The following is a 20,795-nucleotide window of genomic DNA, read 5'->3' as shown; positions in this document are numbered from 1 at the left end:
CCGCCGCCATTATGATCCGACTTCAGAACCTGACTTTACAGCGTGGCCCGCAACGTCTGCTAGAAGACGCCGAGCTGACCCTGCACGCCGGCCACAAAGCCGGCCTAATCGGCGCCAACGGTGCCGGCAAATCCAGCCTGTTCGCCTTGCTGCGCGGCGAGTTGCACCCGGATTCGGGCGACTGCCTGCTGCCGGCCGACTGGCGCATCGCGCATATGCGCCAGGAGGTCGACACGCTCGAACGCCTGGCGGTCGATTATGTGCTCGATGGCGACCTGCGTCTGCGCGAGGTGCAACGCGAGCTTGCCGCCGCCGAGGAGGCCCATGACGGCACCGCACTGGCGCGCCTGCACGCCGAACTCGACAGCGCCGACGGCTACACCGCCGATGCGCGGGCGCGCAAGCTGCTCGCCGGTCTTGGTTTCACCAATGAGCAGATGGATCGTCAGGTAGGCGATTTCTCCGGTGGCTGGCGGATGCGTCTGAATCTGGCGCAGGCACTGATGTGCCCGTCGGATCTGCTGCTGCTCGACGAACCGACCAACCACTTGGACCTCGATGCGATCATCTGGCTCGAAGAGTGGCTGAAGAGTTATCCGGGCACCTTGCTGCTGATTTCCCACGATCGGGATTTCCTCGACGAAGTGGTCGATCACGTCGCCCATGTCGATCAACGCAAACTGACTCTCTACCGGGGCGGCTACACCGCGTTCGAGCGCGCCCGAGCCGAGCGTCTGGCCCAGCAGCAACAGGCCTACGAGAAGCAGCAGGCGCAGCGTGCGCACATGGAAAGCTACATCGCTCGCTTCAAGGCGCAAGCGACCAAGGCCCGTCAGGCGCAGAGCCGGATCAAGGCGCTGGAGCGCATGGAAGAATTGTCGGCGGCCCACGTCGATTCGCCGTTCGACTTTGTCTTCCGCGAGTCGACCAAGATCTCCAGTCCGCTGATCGACCTGTCCGATGCGCGTCTTGGTTATGGCGACAAGACCATCCTCGAGAAGGTCAAGCTGCAACTGACCCCCGGGGCGCGGATCGGTCTGCTTGGGCCGAACGGCGCGGGTAAGTCGACGCTGATCAAGAACCTCGCCGGCGAGCTTGAACCGCTGGCCGGGCGCCTGACCCGTGGCGAAAACACCGTGGTCGGCTACTTCGCTCAGCATCAGCTCGACTCGCTGGACTCCAAGGCCAGCCCGTTGCTGCATTTGCAGCGCCTCGCGCCGGGTGAGCGCGAGCAGACCCTGCGTGACTTCCTCGGCGGCTTCGACTTCCGGGGCGCACGCATCGATGAGCCGGTGCTGAATTTCTCCGGTGGCGAGAAGGCCCGTCTGGCTCTCGCGCTGATCGCCTGGGAGCGGCCGAACCTGTTGCTGCTCGACGAACCGACCAACCACCTCGACCTGGAAATGCGTCTGGCGCTGACCATGGCCCTGCAGGAATTCAGCGGTGCGGTGCTGGTGGTTTCTCACGATCGGCACTTGCTCAAGAGCACCACCGACAACTTCTATCTGGTTGCCGACGGCAAGGTCGAAGAGTTCGATGGCGATCTCGAAGACTACGCACGCTGGCTGGTGGAATACCGTCAGCGCAATGCGCCGGTCAGCAACACGCCGGTCAACCCGGACAAGACCGACAAGAAAGCGCAACGCCAAGCGGCGGCAGCGTTGCGTCAGCAACTGGCGCCGCACAAGCGCGAGGCTGACAAGCTTGAAGCCGAGCTGGGCAAGCTTCACGAGAAACTGGCCAAGGTCGATGCCAGCCTGGGTGACAGCGATATCTACGAGCCGGCACGCAAAAATGAATTGCGTGATCTGCTCGCCGAACAGGCGAAATTGAAGGTTCGTGAAGCCGAGCTGGAAGAAGCCTGGATGGAAGCGCTGGAAACCCTGGAAAGCATGCAGGCGGAGCTGGAGGCGTTGTCCTGATGGAAGCCTTCAAGCTGCCCTTTGCGGCGGTGTGGGTCGAACCGCTCTGGTTCACCGCGCAGATTCTGCTGATTCTGCTGGCCGGTTACCTGACCCAGCGTTTCGTTGCCAAAGGCCTCACTCGCCTCGGTGAGCGCTATCCGTTTCCGCCGCAGTTGCTGATGCCGCTGCGTGGCGTGTTGCGCTGGCTGATCATGGGCAGCGCGCTGCTCTTCGTGCTCGAGCGCCTCGGCGTTTCGGCCACGGTGCTGTGGACTGCGCTGTCGGGATTTGTCGCAGTGGCGGCGGTGGCGTTCTTCGCCATGTGGAGCGTGCTGTCGAACCTGCTCTGCGCCATTCTCATCTTTACCGTCGGGCCGTTCCGCCTCGGCGACGTGGTCGAACTGGTCGACACCACCGACAAGCCTGGCGTCAAAGGCCGGGTGATCGCAATCAATCTGCTCTACACCACGCTGGTCGAGGCCGAAGAACTCGGCACCGGCAGCGCCATGGTGCAGGTGCCGAACAGTCTGTTCTTCCAGCGATCGGTGCGGCGTTGGCGCGGGACCGATGTGTTGCCGTCGAGCGGGTTCGAGAAGTAGATCTCTGCGTTGTCTGTTCGGACGCTTTCGCTCCCACATTTGCAATGCGCGTCCCTGTGGGAGCGAGCCTGCTCGCGAAGGGGCCGTCAGCCGCACCTGCAACATTCAGCAAGAAATCGGTAGTCATCTACGCGAAGCCGCATTAGCTTAGGCATTTGTCACAAGCATCAGCCGAGGTGTGCGATGGAGCTTCAAACATGGCTGGCATTCTTTGCCGCCTGCTGGGTGATCAGCCTGTCCCCGGGCGCGGGCGCCATCGCGTCGATGTCCAGCGGTCTGCAGTACGGATTCTGGCGCGGCTACTGGAACGCACTGGGCCTGCAGATCGGTCTGGCGGTGCAGATCGCGATTGTCGGCGCGGGTGTTGGCGCTGTGCTCACCGCTTCGGCCACAGCGTTCCATGCGATCAAATGGTTCGGTGTCGCCTATCTGGTTTATCTGGCGATCAAGCAATGGCGCGCGCTGCCCATGGACATGAGCGATGACGCCGCGGTTCGGCCGATCGGCAAGCCACTGGCCCTGGTGTTTCGCGGCTTTCTGGTGAACATCAGCAACCCCAAGGCGTTGGTGTTCATGCTCGCGGTGTTGCCGCAGTTCATCAATCCCCATGCGCCGCTGCTGATTCAGTATCTGGTGATCGGCGTGACCATGGTGTTCGTCGACCTGATTGTCATGGCCGGCTACACCGGACTGGCGTCGAAGGTGCTGCGCCTGTTGCGCACGCCCAAGCAGCAGAAACGCATGAACCGCACCTTTGCCGGGCTGTTCATCGGCGCAGCGGCGTTTATGGCGACGTTGCGCAAAGCGGCGGCGTAAAACGCTCGGGCACAAAAAGGCGACCTCAAGAGGTCGCCTTTTTCATTTCTACCGAGACATCGGGGCAAGCGAGCTTTTCTTGAATCAATAGCGAGGGCCGCTTCGCGACCCAACGGGGATAAATCCCCTCGCCACGGAGCCCTTCGCCACAAAAGTCCTCAGATCCGGCTCAGCGTAAAATCACCGGCGCCGTATCACGCGGCAGATTGTTGCGCTGCGGCGCTTCACGCGGCTGCTCATAACCGTCACCACCACCGAGCTGCATGCTCAGTTGCCCGGCCACGTCCTCGCCCAAGGCCTTCGACACCTCACGCACCACCCGCGGACGGTTCAGCGAGATCTTGATGTCGCGATGGTTCACCAGTTTGGTGTCCTGCGCTTCACCCATCGCCGTGAAGGCCGAGGTGATCTCGTAGGTCTTGGTGTTGATCAGACTGAAATCCGCCACCAGCGTCAGGCCCAGTACCGCCGAATAGCTGTCGGTGTGCGCCAGCTCATTGATGTCCTGGGTGAAGTCGATATCGGACACGGTGCCGAACAGCACGTAGTCGGCGCCTTTGAAGTTGCCGGCCTTGATGCGCCTGATCACGTCATACACATCGCCTTTGGACGAGGCAGTGTACGGCGTGCCCTGCACCAGCTGGAACATGCCGGTACGCAGGATTTCACCCTTGATGTCGCCGGTGAATTTGCGCAACTCGCCCTGTTCGATGTAGCTGGTGGTCGCTTCGATCTCGTTGTAGCTCGAAGAACCGCTGGCGCTGTAGTAACTCTCGCGGTGATTGCTCTGCGCCGAAACGATGTGGATGTATTGCTCCACGCGCTCCTGATACGCCAGATCCGTCACCGCCACTTTCGGGGCCGCCTGCGCGCTGAAGGCGCAAGCCAGGGCCATCATGCCAATCCATGTGCGCATCGATTAACGCTCCGTGGTTTTGCGGATCTCTTTTTCGTCCATCCACTCGGCCAGACCGCTTTCGACGTCGATCAACTGCAGGCTGAATTTGTAGAAGACGTCCTTGTAGTCGCTGCTGCGCTTGACGATCGAGCTGATCGAGCCTTCGATGCGGTACTTGGCGGCAACCATGTTGCCGGTCTTGGCCACGGTGCTTTTCTTGTACAGGCCGCTCTGGTTTTGCAGCTTGAGCTGGTCAACCTGGCTCTGCATCGCATTGTTGTCGCTGGCGAAGCGCGCAACACCGGTCTTCATCAACTGAGTCTTGATGCTGGTGGTGATTTCGCGGGTGTCGATGTACTCGCTGGTCTTGTTCTTCACATCGTAGACCTGAACTACGGGACGACCCTGCAGGATGCCGGACTGGGCCAGCGAGCGGGTCATCGACTCGGCGATCATTTGCAGGTCGGTCGAACCGAATTCGTTGGTCACGGTTTCAACCGCTTTGGTGTCGCCGTAGCTGATGTTCTTGCTGCCCAGGGTCGGCGAGGTGTTGGCGCAACCGGAGGCGAGCAGGGCGATGACGGCGATGCAGGAAAAGCGTGCAAACATGAGAAAGCTCTCTCAATCAGAAATAGGGTGGCGGGTTTACGGCGTCTTGATTTCCAGACGGAAATCCACGGCTTTCGGGGTCGGCGCGATGGCCTGAATGAAGCTGGTCTGGGCGCCGTACATCATCTGGCTTTTCCACACTTCTTCTTCGGCAACCGGGAAACCTTCGGCGCCAAGCCAGGCGAAGCGGTAGTAGAAAATCTTGTTGCTGTTGAGGGTGTTGCTCAACTGCACGTTGACGGTCATGAAGCCGTTTTCACGAGCCACGCGCATGGCGCCGACGACGATGTGTTTCTGCGGGCCCATGGCCACGACTTTGCTCGCGGCGCTGCCCGGCTCCGGCGGTGGCGGGGTGGCGCAGCCTGCCAGCAAGGCGAGGGCGGCGACGGCGATGATCTTCAAGCGCATTGCAAAGACTCCGTTCTTAAGGTTGTTTGAGGCTGGCGACGTTGGTCGCGGCAGCGCTCGGCATTACGTGAGCAGCGATGCCACCGGCGAATACCTGGTTGCCCACGGCACGCAGGCTGATCACTTGGTAGCGCTGGTCGACAGTGACCTTGACCACCGAGCCGCCCACGGCGCTCGGCAGGGTAACCTGATGCTCACCTTTTTTCAGGCGCAGACGCACCACTTGGGTGTTGTCCGGCAGGGTGCGCCATGTACGGGTATCGGCACCTTCAAGCACCGCTGAAGAAATACCCACAGCGAGACCGGCCAGCGGATTGGTTTCGTTGATCTGCTTCTGCGCCACGCCTTTGGTGATCGCGCGCACGGTGGTGCGCACGATGATCCCCGGCATGTCATCACGCAGAGCGCGGCGGGACATGGCCGTGGTGCTGTTCAGCGCGGTCAGGTCGACTTGCTTGCCGTCGACGCCGATCTGCGCAAACGGCGCGGTGGAGGTGTCCGGTTTGATGATCGGGAACGACAGCGGAGTGATCACCACGTTGTTGGAAATCGGCAGCGGCAGCGGCACACGAATCGAGTCGCGGGCCGGGGCCAGACCGCTCTGCACGACGATGAGAATGTCGCTGTCATCGGATTTGGAAGGCTTGTCGAGATTGACCAGCGCCTGCTCGAGCAACGGCGTGTTCGGGCGCAGTTCGGCAGCCTTGCGATAACCCGGCGCGGCCAGATCCTTCTCGCCCAAAGCTTCGTAAACGAAACCGGCCAGGTAATGGCTGAACGCACTCTGGTAGCTGTTCTTCAGGCCGACCACTTCCGGCGCGTCGAGGCTGGCCACCGGATAACCCTGCAAATCCTTGTACTGGGTCTTGATGCCTTCTTTCTCGGCCTCTTCTTCGCTCTTGAGGTATTCCTTGTCGCGCAGGTCGGCGATCACCGCTTCGCGTTCGTGGGTCTTTTTGATCGCCGTGCGGGCGCCATCGAAATCGTTGACCGCCAACAGGTTCAGGGCCATCTGCGTGGTCAGCATGACTTTTTCGTAGTCATAGCCTTCGTAGCGACGCACCTTGTCGTTGACGATGAAGCTGCCGAACTGTGCCAGGTACTTGGCCGAGTCGAGCTTGACCGCGTCTTCCCACTGACCGACCACCTGATCGGCACTGCCCCAGGCGTTCTGGCTGCCCGACAGGTCGCCCTTGGCGCGCAGCAGTTCACCTTTCTCGAAGTAATAGAGCAGGTCTTTGTCGGTGCCGGTGTTGTTCTTTTCCAGCAGGGTCAGCGCGGCGTCGACGTTGCCGGATGCCAGTTGCTGATTGGTCTGGGCCAGTTCGGAATCGTAGTTGCGAAACGCTGCGCAGCCGGACAACAGCGTGACAGCGCTGAGCGCGAGCAGCATGGGAGCGCGGAATGCCATGGGTACTTCTTCCCTGAGTAACAAAACTTGCAGCCGCATGTGCTGGTCGGGCTGGTGTGACCTATCGACGGCGGCGCTGGCCTCCTGCCAATTCCTCATGCGTGAGGAGCTTTTGATGCCGGCTCGTTGGGCGAGGGCGCGGCATTATAAACGTGAGGTGATGGCTATGTAATAGCTTTTTGGGTGCATTTTCAGATGCGGTGCCATCACTTCTCCGCAGAAGCGGGTTTATCCGACGCGGGTTTTTGATTCGGTACAAAGGCTGATCCGACGGTATAGACCTGATCCCGGAATACCCGCAGGTGCAGAATCTGGCGGTCCTCGTCGACGCGCATTTCAAAAGGGTGGTCGATGGACGCAGGCGCAAAACGGAAGGTATGCAGGCCTTTCTTCAAGCGCAGGCGGGCGACCAGCGTCTTGTCTGGCAACGCTCGCCATGTGCGGGTGTCGGCTTCTTCGAACGGATCATGCTGAGTGACGATCAACGAGGCTTTCGCCGGGTTGCGCTCGTTTTCCTGCGCTTGACCGATGGCGGCCATGTTGGCGCGGAACATCGCCCGCGAGATGATTTGCGGCATGTCGTCGCGCAGTGTGCGCATGGACATATCGGTCACGCTATTAATCACCACCAGCGGCTGTTTGCGACCGTCTACGGTGATATGGCTGAAGTTGGGCGTAACTGCGTCCGGCACCATCACCGGGAATGAAATGGGCGCGATGATGACCAGCGTTTCGTTCAGACGAACCGGGATCGGCACTTGCACTGAGCTGCGAGCCGGAGCCAGGCCACTCTGGATAATCAGCAACACATCGCTTTCATCGGCTTTCGCTGGCGGTTTGTCGAGATTGCTTAGGGCCTTTTGCAGCAAGGGCATGTCCGGCCGCAGTTCGATCGCCTGACGATAACCGGCCGCCGCGAGGGCGCGCTCGCCGAGGGCTTCATAGGTGAATCCGGCCAGATAGTGGCTGAACGCACTTTGGTAGCCGTTTTTCAGCTCAACGACCTGCGGCGCATCAAGCAAGGCGACCGGGTAGCCTTCCAGTTCTTTGTAATGGAGAATTTTGCCCTGAGCTTTTGCCTGTTCCTCGGCCGCTTCGTATTGCTTTTCACGCTGGCGGGCGATCAATGCTTCGCGTTCGTGGGTTTTCCTGATGTCTGCGCGGGCGCCGGCAAAGTCATTGACGGATAGCTGGTTCAAGGCCATTTGCGTAGTCAACATGACCTTTTCGTAATCGTAGCCTTCATAGCGCCGCAGCTTGTCGTTGACCAGCATCGTGCCCATTTCATCGCCGAAACGCGCCAGTAATTTCATCGCGCCGGACGGGTTGGCTTCCTCGCGCTGGAAGATCATCCGGTCGGCATTGCGCCAAGCGTCCTGGCTGTCGGGCAGGGCACTGCCAGCGCTGAGGATCGCGCCTTTTTCCAGGTAATACAGCAGATCCTTGTCTTCCCACGGGTTGTTCATTTCCACCAGTGCCAGAGCCCCCGTCAGATTGCCCCGGGTCATTTGCTCGGTGGTCTGCTGCATTTCAAGATCGTAGTTGCGATAGGCGGCACAGCCGCTCAACTGAACAGCGACGCAAAGCAGCAAAACGAACGGAAGACTCCGCATTGAGGTTGATTCCTTGCGCGCAAATGCTCTGGGGCGGGCAGTATAGAGTGGATGGTGGCAAATGGCTGCGATCTTGATCGAACGTGTCGAGGCTCGATCGGCAGCGGGTAGTGCGGCAATACTCGGCGACAAACGCTGCTGCCGTCTGCCGGGTATTTCCTGCCAATCAAAGCGAAACGCCGACAAAGCTTGAGAGAAATGTCTTCGAAGTGAACAATATGTAACTTCGCATTTCCATTTGAGATTCGTTCATGACTGCCTCGTCCCGATTGCTGGCCTGGCTGCTGTTCCCGTTATTGTCCCTGAGCAGCCTGCCGCTGCTGGCCGATACCGTGGAAGGCGCGCCGCAAGCGTTGCACCTGCTCGATTACATCAGTGCCGATTACCCGCCAACGGTCGCGGCAGGCAAAGTCATCGACGATGGCGAATACCGCGAGCAGCTGGAATTCACCCAGGTCCTGCAAGGCTTGATCACTGCATTGCCAGCCAAACCGGAAAAAGTCGCGCTGGAACAGGGCGTGGAGTCTTTGCACGCCGCCATCACTGCGAAGCAGGACGGTGCCGATGTCGCCCGTCAGGCCCGACAGCTGGGGGCGAAACTGGCGGTGGCTTATGAAGTCAGCCAGGCACCGATCATCACCCCGGACCCGACACGCGGTGCGCCGCTGTATGCGCAAAATTGCTCGGTGTGCCACGGCGACACTGGCGCGGGCGACGGCCCGGCCGGCGTCGGTCTGACCCCTGCGCCAGCCAACCTGCGCGACGCTGCGCGCATGGATCACCTGAGCCTGTACGCGATCTACAGCACCCTCGGCCAAGGCGTCGAAGGCACCGACATGCCGGCGTTTGCCGATCAGCTCGATGATCGCCAGCGCTGGGATCTGGCCACCTACATCGCCGGCTTCAGTGCCGATGCGGCGGCCGCCAAGTCCGACAAGGTCTACAACATCGCCGACCTGGCCCGCCAGACCCCGGCAGAGGTGCAGGCTGCCGAGGGCGCAGAGGTCGCGGCAACGTTCCGGGCTCAGCGCGCGCAACCACCGCAGGTCAAACGCGGGCCGGCACAGTTGCTTGATTACACCGCCGCCACGCTGGACAAGAGCCTCGCGGCCTACCGCGCCGGGGAACATGATCAGGCCTATGACCTGTCGGTAGCGGCGTATCTGGAAGGCTTCGAGCTGGTCGAAAGCTCGCTGGACAACGTCGATGCCAACGTGCGCAAGGACACCGAAAAATCGCTGATGGCTTACCGGCAGTCGCTGCAGGACGGTCTGCCGGTCGAGCAGGCCGAGCAGCGTCTGGACTCGGCCAAAGCCAAACTCAAGGAGTCCGCCGGTCTGCTGGGCAGCGATGGTCTGAGCTGGTCGCTGAGTTACATCTCCGGTCTGCTGATTCTGCTGCGCGAAGGCCTGGAAGCGATTCTGGTGCTGGCGGCGATCCTCGCCTTCTTGCGCAACACCGGTCAGCAGTCAGCGGTGCGCAGTGTCAACGTTGGCTGGGGCCTGGCGTTGCTGGCGGGCTTGGGCACCTGGGCGCTGGCGGCGTATGTGATCGATGTCAGCGGTTCGCAGCGTGAGTTGCTGGAAGGCGCCACCGCGCTGTTTGCCAGCGTCATGGTGTTGTGGCTCGGCGTGTGGATGCATGACCGCCGTCACGCGGCGGCCTGGCAGGATTACATCAAGAGCAGCCTGGTCGGCGGCGGTGGTCGTTTCGGTTTTGCGATCCTGGCGTTCTTCTCGGTGTACCGCGAATTGTTCGAGGTGATTCTGTTCTACGAAACCCTGTGGCTGCAGGCCGGGCCTGCCGGGCACAACGCGGTGCTGGCTGGCGGTGCCACGGCGCTGGTGCTGCTGGTCGGCCTGGCGTGGGTGATTCTGCGCGGCTCGGCGAAACTGCCGCTGACCTTGTTTTTCAGCATCAACGCCGCGCTGTTGTGCGCGTTGTCGGTGGTATTTGCCGGGCATGGCGTGAAGGCCTTGCAGGAAGCCGGGATCTTCGGCACACGGCCGGTGGCGTTCTTTGAATTCGACTGGCTCGGGATCCATGCCGATGCCTATTCGCTGACCGCGCAGGTGGTGGCGATTGTGGCGATTGCTGTGCTGTATGGGCGCAGTTGGGTGGCGGAGAAGCGTCGGGTTTCGGCTGCATAAAGGCATTCGCTGCGCTCATATTCGCGAGCAGGCTCGCTCCCACAGGTTCGGTATGTATCCTGTGGGAGCGAGCCTGCTCGCGAATTTTTTGGAGGCAAGAACATGCGTGTATGGATCGATGCCGACGCCTGTCCGCGGGCGGCGAAGGATCTGGTGGTGAAGTTCGCGTTAAAGCGCCAGTTCGAAGTGGTGCTGGTAGCCGGGCAGCCGCAGATCAAACCGGGGCTGGCGATCGTCAAATTGATTGTGGTGCCGAGCGGGCCGGATGCGGCGGATGATTATCTGGTCGAGCATGCGGTGCCGGGCGAACTGGTGATCTGCAGCGATATTCCGCTGGCCGATCGGCTGGTGAAGAAGGGCGTGGCGGCACTGGATCCGCGCGGCAAGGAGTTCGATGCGCAGAACATGGGCGAGCGGCTGGCGGTGCGGAATCTGTTCACCGATCTCAGGGAGCAGGGCCAGATGAGCGGCGGCCCGGCACCCTTTGGCGAGCGTGAGAAGCAGGCGTTTGCCAATGCGCTGGACCGGATTCTGACCCGGATCACCCGCAAGCCCTGAAAAGATCGCAGCCTGCGGCAGCTCCTACCGGGGCGGTGTATGCCGCAATATCACGGCGCGACACGGAACCTGTAGGAGCTGCCGAAGGCTGCGATCTTCTGATTTCAAGCGTCGTTTTCGTGAGTCAGTTCGAGCACGCGGTCGACCAATTTGTTGATCCCCGAAGCCGCTTCACTGATGGTCTGCGCCAGCATGTACGCCGGGGTGGTGACCAGTTTGCGCGCCTTGTCTTCGACGATTTCGGTCACAGCGCACTCTTCGTGGGTGGCGCCCATTTTGTTCATGGCCGCAGCGGTGTCGGCGTCGTTGCCGATGGTGCAGGTCACGCCCGGGCCATAGATTTTCGCCGCCAGCGCTGGGGAGATGCAGATCAGCCCGACCGGTTTGCCCGCTTCGGCAAATGCTTCGGCCAGGGCCAGCACTTCGGGTTGCACGGTGCAGCCGGCGCCTTCGATGGCGAAGTTCGACAGGTTCTTCGCCGCGCCGAAACCGCCGGGCACGATCAGCGCATCGAAGTCTTCGACGTCGGCGTCGCGGATATCCTTGACGTTGCCCCGGGCAATGCGCGCCGATTCCACCAGCACGTTGCGCGATTCCGGCATTTCTTCGCCGGTCAGGTGGTTGATCACATGCAATTGCGCGATGTTCGGCGCGAAGCACTGCACCTGTGCGCCGCGCTGGTCGAGGCGCAGCAGGGTGATGACACTTTCCTGGATTTCGGCGCCGTCGTACACGCCACTGCCGGACAGGATCACTGCAACTTTTTTGCTCATGGGCTTCTCTCCAGATTCATGGCGCTCAATGTCCCTCAAATCGTCGCGCGTGGCCATAGGGGCATGGCTGACGCGCGCGGGAACAGAGCGCTCTCTCAATGGATCGCAACGGCGACGGGGTGTTCATTATTTGCCTTGAATGCGCATGGCAGTCGCCAGCGAATGGCTTATTCGGCTGGCGTTTTCGGCCCGGCAGGAGGGGTCGTTTCGGCCTGGCGCAACTGCTCTGCCTCGGCGGCCTTGGCGAGTTGTTCGTCCTGATAGATTTTCTTCGCCAGTTGCGCATTCTTGAAGCGGCGCCGCAGCCACAGGCCCAGGCCGAGGATCAGCAATGCGCCGAGCACCCACAGCTCGTACTTCTTGATGCTGCCGAGCATGCCTTCCAGCACTGCGCCGAAGTGGTAAGCCGCCGCAGCCAGGGCGGTGGCCCAGATCGCCGCGCCGATGCCGTTGAGCAGCAAGTAACGTCCCGGTGGATAACCGGACAGGCCGATCGCCACCGGCATCACCGTGCGCAGGCCATAAACGAAGCGGAAGCTCAGGACCCAGATGTCCGGATGTTTGCGGATGTGCTCCAGCGCGCGGTCGCCCATCATCTGCCAGCGCGGTTTGCGCGCGAGCAATTTGCGCCCGTGCTTGCGCCCCAGGAAGTACCACAGCTGATCACCGGCATAACTGCCGAAAAACGCCACGACCACCACCAGGTTGATGTCCATGTATCCACGGAACGCAAGGAAGCCTGCGAGCACCAGAATGGTTTCGCCTTCGAAGAACGTGCCGAGAAACAAGGCAAAGTAGCCAAAGTCGTGCAGAAATTGTTGGAGCATTGTCTGGGTGCTGGCGAAATGAACGCGCAGCCTAACCCTTCGGGCACATTCATGAAAGTGTCCAAATGTGTCTCGACGTGAACATTTCCTACATCGACAATGGATTGCGGCTACCTGTCACAGAGCACACATAACTGTCATCTGTTAGTCATAATGCCCGTCTATAACTGTCACGCTCGCCCGTTTGCCCGGGCTCAGGAGTCTGCCGTGAGCTTTACCCCCGCCAATCGTCTGTTCCCTGCCACTCGTCTGCGTCGCAATCGTCGTGATGATTTTTCGCGGCGCCTGGTGCGTGAAAACGTATTGACGGTCGATGATCTGATTCTGCCGGTGTTCGTGCTCGACGGTGAAAACCGCCGCGAAGCCGTGGCCTCGATGCCGGGCGTCGAGCGACTGAGCATTGATCTGCTGCTTGAAGAAGCGGCGAAGTGGGTCGAGCTGGGCATTCCGGCGCTGGCGCTGTTCCCGGTTACCCCGCCTGAACTGAAATCCCTCGATGCCGCCGAAGCCTGGAATCCCGAAGGCATCGCCCAGCGCGCCACTCGCGCCCTGCGTGAGCGGTTCCCGGAGCTGGGCGTGATCACTGACGTGGCGCTGGACCCGTTCACCACCCACGGTCAGGACGGCATTCTCGACGAAGACGGCTACGTGCAGAACGACATCACCGTCGATGCGCTGGTGCGCCAGGCGTTGTCCCACGCCGAGGCCGGCGCGCAGGTGGTGGCGCCTTCGGACATGATGGACGGTCGCATCCAGGCGATTCGTGAGGCGCTGGAAATTGCCGGTCACGTCAACGTGCGCATCATGGCCTACTCGGCCAAATACGCCAGCGCCTACTACGGCCCTTTCCGCGATGCCGTGGGTTCGGCGTCGAACCTGGGCAAAGCCAACAAGGCTTCTTATCAGATGGACCCGGCCAACAGCGACGAAGCGCTGCACGAAGTCGGTGCCGACTTGTCCGAAGGTGCGGACATGGTCATGGTCAAACCGGGCATGCCCTACCTGGACATTCTTTTTCGCGTCAAAGATGCCTTCAAGGTGCCGACCTTCGTCTATCAGGTCAGTGGCGAATACGCCATGCACATGGCCGCTATCCAGAATGGCTGGTTGAGCGAAGCGGTGATCCTCGAGTCACTGACCGCCTTTAAACGTGCCGGTGCAGATGGCATCCTGACTTACTTTGCCGTTCGTGCCGCTCAATTGTTACGAGAGCAGAAATAGCCCTCCCAGGAACATTCCATGAATACCGAAGGACTCACTGAAGTTGCCGTAAAAGAAGCTCAGCCGGTGGTCGAGCAAATCACCGAAACCCCGCCGGAACTGGAGCCTGCGCCACCCGCGCCGGTTGCCGAAACCGCTGTGGCGGTACCGGCGATCGCCATTCCCGGCCTGGATGACAGCAGCCTGTACATCCACCGCGAGCTTTCGCAATTGCAGTTCAACATCCGCGTGCTGGAACAGGCGCTGGACGAGTCCTACCCGTTGCTGGAGCGGCTGAAGTTCCTGCTGATCTTCTCCAGCAACCTCGACGAATTCTTCGAAATCCGCGTCGCCGGGCTGAAAAAGCAGATCACTTTTGCCCGCGAGCAGGCAGGCGCTGACGGCTTGCAGCCGCATCAGGCGCTGGCGCGGATCAGCGAACTGGTTCACGGTCACGTTGACCGCCAGTACGCGATCCTCAACGACATCCTCCTGCCGGAGCTGGAAAAGCATCAGGTGCGCTTCATCCGTCGGCGCAACTGGACGACCAAGCTCAAGACCTGGGTCCGGCGCTATTTCCGCGACGAGATCGCGCCGATCATCACCCCGATCGGCCTCGATCCGACGCACCCGTTCCCGTTGCTGGTGAACAAGAGTCTGAACTTCATCGTCGAGCTCGAAGGTATCGACGCCTTCGGTCGCGACTCCGGTCTGGCGATCATTCCGGCACCGCGTCTGCTGCCTCGGATCATCAAGGTGCCGGAAGAAGTCGGCGGCGCCGGCGACAACTATGTGTTCCTGTCGTCGATGATCCACGCCCACGCCGATGACCTGTTCCAGGGCATGAAGGTCAAAGGCTGCTACCAGTTCCGTCTGACCCGAAACGCCGACCTGGCGCTCGATTCCGAAGACGTCGAAGACCTGGCCCGCGCTCTGCGTGGCGAGTTGTTCTCGCGGCGCTACGGTGACGCGGTGCGTCTGGAAGTCGCCGACACTTGCCCGAAACACCTCTCGGACTATCTGCTCAAGCAGTTCAACCTGAGCGAGACCGAGCTGTATCAGGTCAACGGCCCGGTCAACCTGACGCGCCTGTTCAGCATCACCGGTCTGGACAGCCATCCGGAGCTGCAATACACGCCGTTCACCCCGCAGATCCCGAAACTGCTGCAAAACAGCGAAAACATCTTCAGTGTGGTCAGCAAGCAGGACATCCTCCTGCTGCACCCGTTCGAGTCGTTCACCCCGGTGGTCGACCTGCTGCGTCAGGCCGCGAAAGACCCGCATGTGTTGGCCGTACGGCAAACCCTGTACCGCTCCGGCGCCAACTCCGAGATCGTCGATGCGCTGGTGGATGCCGCGCGTAACGGCAAGGAAGTCACTGCGGTGATCGAGCTGCGCGCGCGCTTCGACGAAGAATCCAACCTGCAACTGGCCAGCCGTCTGCAAGCGGCGGGCGCAGTGGTGATCTACGGCGTGGTCGGCTTCAAGACCCACGCCAAGATGATGCTGATCCTGCGCCGTGAGGCTGGCGAAATCGTCCGTTATGCGCATCTCGGTACCGGCAACTACCACGCCGGTAACGCCAAGCTTTACACCGACTACAGCCTGCTGACCTCCGACGACGCCTTGTGCGAGGACGTCGGCAAACTGTTCAGCCAGTTGATTGGCATGGGCAAGACACTGCGCATGAAAAAGCTGCTGCATGCGCCGTTCACCCTGAAGAAGGGCATGCTCGACATGATTGCCCGCGAAACCCAGTTCGCCCTCGAAGGCAAACCGGCGCACATCATCGCCAAGTTCAACTCGCTGACCGATCCGAAGATCATCCGCGCGCTGTACAAGGCCAGCCAGTCCGGCGTGCGCATCGATCTGGTGGTGCGCGGCATGTGCTGCCTGCGTCCGGGCATCGCCGGGGTCTCGCACAACATTCATGTACGCTCGATCATTGGCCGCTTCCTCGAGCACACGCGGGTGTTCTACTTCCTCAACGGCGGCGACGAGCAGATGTTCCTTTCCAGCGCCGACTGGATGGAGCGCAACCTCGACAAGCGCGTCGAGACTTGCTTCCCGGTGGAAGGCAAGAAGCTGCTGACCCGCGTCAAGAAGGAGCTGGAGCTGTACCTGACCGACAACACCCACAGCTGGAGTTTGCAGTCGGACGGCCGCTACATCCGCAACACGCCCACCGGCAACCAGAACCCGCGCAGTGCGCAGGCGACGTTGCTGGAGCGGTTGGGCAGCCCGATCTTGCCGGTGAGCAGCTGACCGTCAGCCCAATAAAAAAGGCGATCCCTCGGGATCGCCTTTTTTGTACCTACACTGATTCCGACCTGTGGCGAGGGGATTTATCCCCGTTGGGCGCGAAGCGACCCCTTGAGTCAAAATCGGGCCTGCTGCGCAGGCCAGCGGGGATAAATCCCCTCGCCACAATCAGTGTCAGTGCACCGTGAGAACAATCCCCACCCGCGTCAACCAATCGGCCTCGAGGCCGAAATCCGCCTGGGTCAGCTGATTTTCATCCAGCCAGTTCTCCGGGAATTCCACATCGAGATGGTCGCCATTGGCATGCAGCACCACCTGCGGCATCGCCTGGGTTCCGCGAATGTGATGGAACAGAATGGCGAACCGCAGCAGCACGCACAGGCGAATCAGTTTGATGCCGTCATCGCCGAATTCGGCAAACTTGTCCTTGGGAATATTGCGCCGGTGCCCGCGCACCAATAGCGCGAGCATCTGCTGATCCTCGCGGGAGAAGCCGGCCAGATCGGAGTGTTCGATCAGGTAGGCGCCATGCTTGTGGTAGTGATAGTGCGCGATGTCGAGGCCGACTTCGTGGACTTTCGCCGCCCAGCCGAGCAGTTCGCGCCAGATACCGTCATCCAGTTCCCAGTCGACGGCGACCTGATCGAACGCGTGCAGGGCCTTGCGTTCGACCCGCGCCGCTTGTTCCAGATCGACGTGATAGCGCTCCATCAGCGAGGTCAGGGTGCGTTCGCGCACGTCTTCGTGATGATGGCGGCCGAGCAGGTCGTAGAGCACGCCTTCACGCAGCGCGCCTTCACAATGATCCATGCGTTGCAGTTCGAGGGCGTCGAAGATCGCTTCGAGAATCGCCAGGCCCGCCGGGAAGATCGCGCGGCGGTCAGGCTTGATGCCTTCGAAATCGATCTTGTCGGCGTCGCCGAGCTTGAACAGTTTGCGCTTGAGCCACGCCAGGCCTTCGGCGTTGACCTCGCCGCTGCCGTGGCCGCCAGCCTTCAGGGCCAGGCCGATGGCGCGAATCGTACCGGAGGAGCCGATGGCTTCATCCCAGGTCAGGCGATGCAGGGCGTGCTCGATGCTCATGATTTCCAGGCGCGCCGCCGTGTAGGCCTGGGCGTAGCGGGCCGGAGTGATCTTGCCGTCCTTGAAGTAGCGCTGGGTGAAACTCACGCAGCCCATTTGCAGGCTTTCGCGCAGCAGCGGCTCGAAGCGCTGGCCGATGATGAATTCGGTACTGCCGCCGCCGATGTCGGCGACCAAACGTTTGCCTGGGGTGTCGGCGAGTGTGTGCGAAACGCCGAGATAGATCAGGCGCGCTTCTTCACGGCCGGAGATGACTTCAACCGTGTGGCCGAGGATTTCCTCGGCGCGGCGGATGAACTCGCCACGGTTGCGCGCTTCACGCAGGGCGTTGGTGCCGACGATGCGCACGGCGCCGAGCGGCATACCGTTGATCAGTTGCGCAAAGCGCTTGAGGCAATCGAGGCCGCGCTGCATCGATTCTTCGTTGAGCTGGCGCGCATCGTCGATGCCAGCGGCCAGTTGCACCTTCTCGCCGAGGCGCTCGAGGATGCGGATTTCGCCGTTCTGGGCCTTGGCCACGACCATGTGAAAGCTGTTGGAGCCCAGGTCGATTGCGGCGATCAGGGACAGATTCTTGGCTTGGGATTGCGGCATGGTCAGGGGGTCTCGGTCGATAACCCCGACATCGTGCCACGATCAAACGCTGGCGCCAACGCACATGGTTCAAACCGCCGGAGCGCGCACCCCGAACCTGATCGTTCCCACGCTCCGCGTGGGAATGCCTCACCGGACGCTCTGCGTCCGCTTTTGGGACGCGGAGCGTCCCTGGCTGCATTCCCACGCGGAGCGTGGGAACGATCAACAGGACAGAGGGCCTTTCAGGCTGTCGCTTCCACCGTGCCAATAAAGTTCGCCAGCTCCGCCGTCTGCGGATTGGCAAACAATACCTTCGGATCGCCCACCTCGTGCACCTTGCCATGGTGCATGAAGACCAATTTATCGCCGACTTCCCGGGCAAAGCGCATCTCGTGGGTGACCATGATCAGCGTCATGCCTTCCTTGGCCAACTGCCGCACCACGCTGAGCACTTCATTGACCAGTTCCGGGTCCAGTGCCGAAGTGATTTCATCGCACAGCAACACCTTCGGCGACATCGCCAAAGCCCGGGCGATCGCCACCCGCTGCTGCTGACCGCCGGACAAGCGGTCCGGAAAGGCATCGAATTTCTCCCCGAGCCCGACTCGCTCGAGCATTTCCCGCGCCAGTTCGGCTGCCTTGGCCTTGGGTACTTTCTGCACCACTTGCGGCGCGAGCATGACGTTTTCGCCGACGGTCAGGTGCGGGAACAGGTTGAACTGCTGGAAGACCATGCCGACCTTCTGTCGCAGGCTGCGCAGATCAGCGCGGGCGGCGTCGAGGTATTCGCCGTCGACTTCGATCACGCCGTCGTTGATCGACTCCAGGCCGTTGAGTGTGCGCAACAGAGTCGATTTGCCCGAGCCGCTGCGGCCGATGATCGCCACGACCTGGCCTTCCTCGACGCTGAGATCGATGCCTTTGAGTACGTGGTGATCGCCGTAGTATTTATGCAGGGCGGAAATTCTAAGCAGAGGCATGCAGTCTCCTTTCCAGGTAGCGCGCACTGAGGGACAAGGGGTAGCAGAGCAGGAAGTAGCCGAGGGCGACGAGGCCGTAGACCATGAACGGTTCGAACGTGGCGTTGGCGAGCATGCCGCCGGTCTTGGTCAGTTCGGTGAAGCCGATGATCGAGGTCACCGCTGTGCCTTTAACCACTTGCACCGAGAAGCCTACGGTCGGCGCCACGGCGATGCGCAGCGCTTGCGGCAGAATCACGTAGCGCAATTGCTCGAGCGGATTGAGCGCCAGGCTCGACGAAGCTTCCCACTGACCGTGGGGAATGGCCTCGACGCAGCCGCGCCAGATCTCTGCCAGATAGGCGCTGGTGAACAAGGTCAAAGCGATCGCGGCGGCCATCCACGGCGAAATCTCGATCCCGGCCAGCGCCACGCCGAAGAACACCAGAAACAGCTGCATCAGCAGCGGCGTGCCCTGAAACAGCTCGATCCAGGTGCGGGCGATGCTGCTGGGCAGTGTGTTCTTGGAGATGCGCATCACCAGAATCAGCAGGCCGACGAGGCCGCCGCCAATGAACGCCACCAGTGACAGCGCCAGGGTCCATTGCAGGCCGGTGAGCAGGTTGCGCAGGATGTCCCAGAAAGTGAAATCGCTCATTGGCTGCTCCTCGCAATGAACCGACGCCCGAACCAGTTGAGCAACTGGCGGATCAGCAGCGCCATGCACAGATAGATCAGGGTGGTCAGCGCATAGGTTTCAAAGGCGCGGAAGTTGCGTGACTGAATGAAGTTGGCGGCGAAGCTCAATTCTTCCGTGGCGATCTGCGAACACACCGCCGAACCGAGCATGACGATGATGATCTGGCTGCTCAGCGCCGGCCAGACCTTGCCCAGCGCCGGCAGCAGGACGACGTGGCGGAACGCTTCGAAGCGCGTCATCGCCAGTGCCGCAGCCGCTTCCAGCTGCCCGCGCGGAATCGCCTGGATGCCGGCGCGGATGATTTCGGTCGAATAGGCGCCAAGGTTGATCACCATCGCCAGCACTGCCGCCTGCCACTCGGAAATCTGCACGCCAAGCGACGGCAGGCCGAAGAAGATGAAGAACAGTTGCACCAGAAACGGCGTGTTGCGGATCAACTCGACGTAGACGCCGAAGATCGCCGAGAACGGGCGGATTTGCCACGCCCGCACCAGCGCCCCGACAATGCCCACGCCGACCCCGAGCAGCGCGCCGATGGCGGTCAGCTCAAGGGTGAACAGTGCGCCGCGCAGCAGCAGGTCGGTGTTTTCCACCACCGGCAAAAAATCGAACTGATAAGCCATGAACGTCTCCCGCGCAGTCGATCAGAGATCGGCCGGCAGCGGCTCTTTCAGCCAGGTCTGCGAGTTCTTTTCCAGCGCGCCGTCAGCCTTGGCGGTGTTGAGGATGTCGTTGACCTTGGCCAGCAACGCCGCTTCGTTCTTGTTCACACCGACGTAGACCGGCGAATCCTTGAGCTTCACTTTCAGCGCCGGTACGCGCTTGGGGTTCTTCTCGCTGATGGCCACCATCACCACGTTGCCGCTGGCGATCAGATCGACCTGGCCTGCCAGATAAGCAGCGATGGTCGAGTTGTTGTCTTCGAAACGTTTGATGGTCACGCCTTCGGGGGCGACTTTGCTCAGCTCGATGTCTTCGATGGCGCCCCGGGTGACGCTGATGGTCTTGCCCTTGAGGTCGTCGAGGCTGGTGATCGCAGCGTCTGGCGGACCGAACACGGCGAGGTAGAACGGCGCATAGGCGCGGGAAAAGTCGATGACCTTCTCACGCTCGGCGTTTTTGCCGAGGCTGGAAATCACCAGATCAACCTTGCCGGTGGTGAGGAACGGGATGCGGTTGGTGCTGTTGACCGGGGTCAGTTCAAGTTTGACCTTGAGTTGGTCAGCGAGCAGTTTCGCCGTGTCGATATCCAGGCCGCGCGGTTTCATGTCCGGGCCGACCGAGCCGAACGGCGGGAAGTCCTGGGGCACGGCGACTTTCAGCGTGCCGCGTTTGACCACGTCGTCCAGACCGTCGGCGTGAGCGGGGGCCTGGCACAGCAGCAGGCCGGCAAACAGGGAAGCGAGGAGGGCGCTGTAACGCTGGGTCATGGACAATCTCCGGATCGGC

Annotated in this window: 19 protein-coding genes; 7 read left to right on the top strand and 12 right to left on the bottom strand. The window is 61.3% G+C overall.

Going from position 1 to position 20,795, the window contains the following annotated elements:
- The first annotated feature begins 11 nt into the window (after positions 1 to 11).
- The 3 genes from AAEZ10_RS05515 to rhtB all read left to right on the top strand — a co-directional run bounded on the left by AAEZ10_RS05515 (position 12) and on the right by rhtB (position 3,319).
- Positions 12 to 1,922, top strand: coding sequence for an ATP-binding cassette domain-containing protein (locus AAEZ10_RS05515; protein ID WP_016772606.1), 1,911 nt, complete (start codon positions 12 to 14; stop codon positions 1,920 to 1,922).
- Complete coding sequence (locus AAEZ10_RS05510) at positions 1,922 to 2,503, top strand: mechanosensitive ion channel family protein (protein WP_101161538.1); 582 nt, start codon at positions 1,922 to 1,924, stop codon at positions 2,501 to 2,503. Before AAEZ10_RS05515 ends, AAEZ10_RS05510 begins: the two co-directional genes overlap by 1 nt.
- A gap of 183 nt (positions 2,504 to 2,686) precedes the next feature.
- Positions 2,687 to 3,319, top strand: coding sequence for a homoserine/homoserine lactone efflux protein (gene rhtB / locus AAEZ10_RS05505; protein WP_016772608.1), 633 nt, complete (start codon positions 2,687 to 2,689; stop codon positions 3,317 to 3,319).
- A 169-nt stretch (positions 3,320 to 3,488) separates the two neighbouring features.
- Here the strand turns inward: rhtB and AAEZ10_RS05500 are convergent, their stop codons facing one another.
- The 5 genes from AAEZ10_RS05500 to AAEZ10_RS05480 form a co-directional block, all read right to left on the bottom strand.
- Positions 3,489 to 4,235 (bottom strand): penicillin-binding protein activator LpoB, encoded by a 747-nt coding sequence (locus AAEZ10_RS05500; RefSeq protein WP_130889082.1) that lies wholly within the window; start codon positions 4,233 to 4,235, stop codon positions 3,489 to 3,491.
- 3 nt (positions 4,236 to 4,238) lie between these two features.
- The gene (gene lpoB, locus AAEZ10_RS05495; protein WP_016772610.1) at positions 4,239 to 4,826 is read right to left on the bottom strand and encodes a penicillin-binding protein activator LpoB; all 588 of its coding nucleotides are present in this window, start codon (positions 4,824 to 4,826) and stop codon (positions 4,239 to 4,241) included.
- 36 nt (positions 4,827 to 4,862) lie between these two features.
- Positions 4,863 to 5,234 carry a YcfL family putative periplasmic lipoprotein gene (locus AAEZ10_RS05490; protein WP_016772611.1) on the bottom strand — a complete coding sequence of 124 codons (372 nt, stop codon included), beginning with the start codon at positions 5,232 to 5,234 and terminating at the stop codon, positions 4,863 to 4,865.
- A 16-nt stretch (positions 5,235 to 5,250) separates the two neighbouring features.
- The gene (locus AAEZ10_RS05485) at positions 5,251 to 6,645 is read right to left on the bottom strand and encodes a COG3014 family protein (protein WP_016772612.1); all 1,395 of its coding nucleotides are present in this window, start codon (positions 6,643 to 6,645) and stop codon (positions 5,251 to 5,253) included.
- A 206-nt stretch (positions 6,646 to 6,851) separates the two neighbouring features.
- The gene (locus AAEZ10_RS05480) at positions 6,852 to 8,258 is read right to left on the bottom strand and encodes a COG3014 family protein (RefSeq protein ID WP_273526267.1); all 1,407 of its coding nucleotides are present in this window, start codon (positions 8,256 to 8,258) and stop codon (positions 6,852 to 6,854) included.
- Between the two features lie 251 nt (positions 8,259 to 8,509).
- Here AAEZ10_RS05480 and AAEZ10_RS05475 point away from each other — a divergent pair, with 251 nt between their 5' ends.
- Both AAEZ10_RS05475 and AAEZ10_RS05470 read left to right on the top strand, forming a co-directional pair.
- Positions 8,510 to 10,408 carry an FTR1 family protein gene (locus AAEZ10_RS05475; RefSeq protein WP_273526266.1) on the top strand — a complete coding sequence of 633 codons (1,899 nt, stop codon included), beginning with the start codon at positions 8,510 to 8,512 and terminating at the stop codon, positions 10,406 to 10,408.
- 102 nt (positions 10,409 to 10,510) lie between these two features.
- Positions 10,511 to 10,966, top strand: coding sequence for a YaiI/YqxD family protein (locus AAEZ10_RS05470; protein ID WP_243241332.1), 456 nt, complete (start codon positions 10,511 to 10,513; stop codon positions 10,964 to 10,966).
- 104 nt (positions 10,967 to 11,070) lie between these two features.
- Here AAEZ10_RS05470 and elbB read toward each other — a convergent pair whose 3' ends face one another.
- Positions 11,071 to 11,739, bottom strand: a complete 669-nt coding sequence (gene elbB, locus AAEZ10_RS05465) for an isoprenoid biosynthesis glyoxalase ElbB (RefSeq protein ID WP_016772616.1) — start codon at positions 11,737 to 11,739, stop codon at positions 11,071 to 11,073.
- A gap of 167 nt (positions 11,740 to 11,906) precedes the next feature.
- Entirely contained in the window at positions 11,907 to 12,566 is a 660-nt protein-coding gene (locus tag AAEZ10_RS05460; RefSeq protein WP_016772617.1) for a DedA family protein, read from the bottom strand.
- A gap of 207 nt (positions 12,567 to 12,773) precedes the next feature.
- Here AAEZ10_RS05460 and hemB point away from each other — a divergent pair, with 207 nt between their 5' ends.
- Positions 12,774 to 13,787, top strand: a complete 1,014-nt coding sequence (hemB, locus tag AAEZ10_RS05455) for a porphobilinogen synthase (protein ID WP_016772618.1) — start codon at positions 12,774 to 12,776, stop codon at positions 13,785 to 13,787.
- An 18-nt stretch (positions 13,788 to 13,805) separates the two neighbouring features.
- Positions 13,806 to 16,031, top strand: a complete 2,226-nt coding sequence (gene ppk1 / locus AAEZ10_RS05450) for a polyphosphate kinase 1 (protein ID WP_016772619.1) — start codon at positions 13,806 to 13,808, stop codon at positions 16,029 to 16,031.
- Between the two features lie 171 nt (positions 16,032 to 16,202).
- Here ppk1 and ppx read toward each other — a convergent pair whose 3' ends face one another.
- The 5 genes from ppx to AAEZ10_RS05425 all read right to left on the bottom strand — a co-directional run bounded on the left by ppx (position 16,203) and on the right by AAEZ10_RS05425 (position 20,776).
- Positions 16,203 to 17,705 carry an exopolyphosphatase gene (ppx, locus tag AAEZ10_RS05445; RefSeq protein WP_101161519.1) on the bottom strand — a complete coding sequence of 501 codons (1,503 nt, stop codon included), beginning with the start codon at positions 17,703 to 17,705 and terminating at the stop codon, positions 16,203 to 16,205.
- Between the two features lie 224 nt (positions 17,706 to 17,929).
- The gene (locus AAEZ10_RS05440; RefSeq protein WP_007911148.1) at positions 17,930 to 18,667 is read right to left on the bottom strand and encodes an amino acid ABC transporter ATP-binding protein; all 738 of its coding nucleotides are present in this window, start codon (positions 18,665 to 18,667) and stop codon (positions 17,930 to 17,932) included.
- Positions 18,654 to 19,304 (bottom strand): amino acid ABC transporter permease, encoded by a 651-nt coding sequence (locus tag AAEZ10_RS05435; protein ID WP_016772621.1) that lies wholly within the window; start codon positions 19,302 to 19,304, stop codon positions 18,654 to 18,656. Before AAEZ10_RS05435 ends, AAEZ10_RS05440 begins: the two co-directional genes overlap by 14 nt.
- A complete protein-coding gene (locus AAEZ10_RS05430) occupies positions 19,301 to 19,969 on the bottom strand; it encodes an amino acid ABC transporter permease (protein WP_122612308.1) in 669 nt (222 codons plus the stop codon). The genes AAEZ10_RS05435 and AAEZ10_RS05430 overlap by 4 nt, the downstream gene beginning before the upstream one ends.
- 21 nt (positions 19,970 to 19,990) lie before the next feature.
- Positions 19,991 to 20,776 carry a transporter substrate-binding domain-containing protein gene (locus AAEZ10_RS05425; protein WP_016772623.1) on the bottom strand — a complete coding sequence of 262 codons (786 nt, stop codon included), beginning with the start codon at positions 20,774 to 20,776 and terminating at the stop codon, positions 19,991 to 19,993.
- Positions 20,777 to 20,795 lie beyond the last annotated feature (19 nt).

The organism is Pseudomonas sp. H26/SER47-MNA-CIBAN-0231 (assembly GCF_040310465.1).
Classification (GTDB): Bacteria; Pseudomonadota; Gammaproteobacteria; order Pseudomonadales; family Pseudomonadaceae; genus Aquipseudomonas; species Aquipseudomonas atacamensis.
This window is presented reverse-complemented; position numbering and strand designations above follow the sequence as displayed.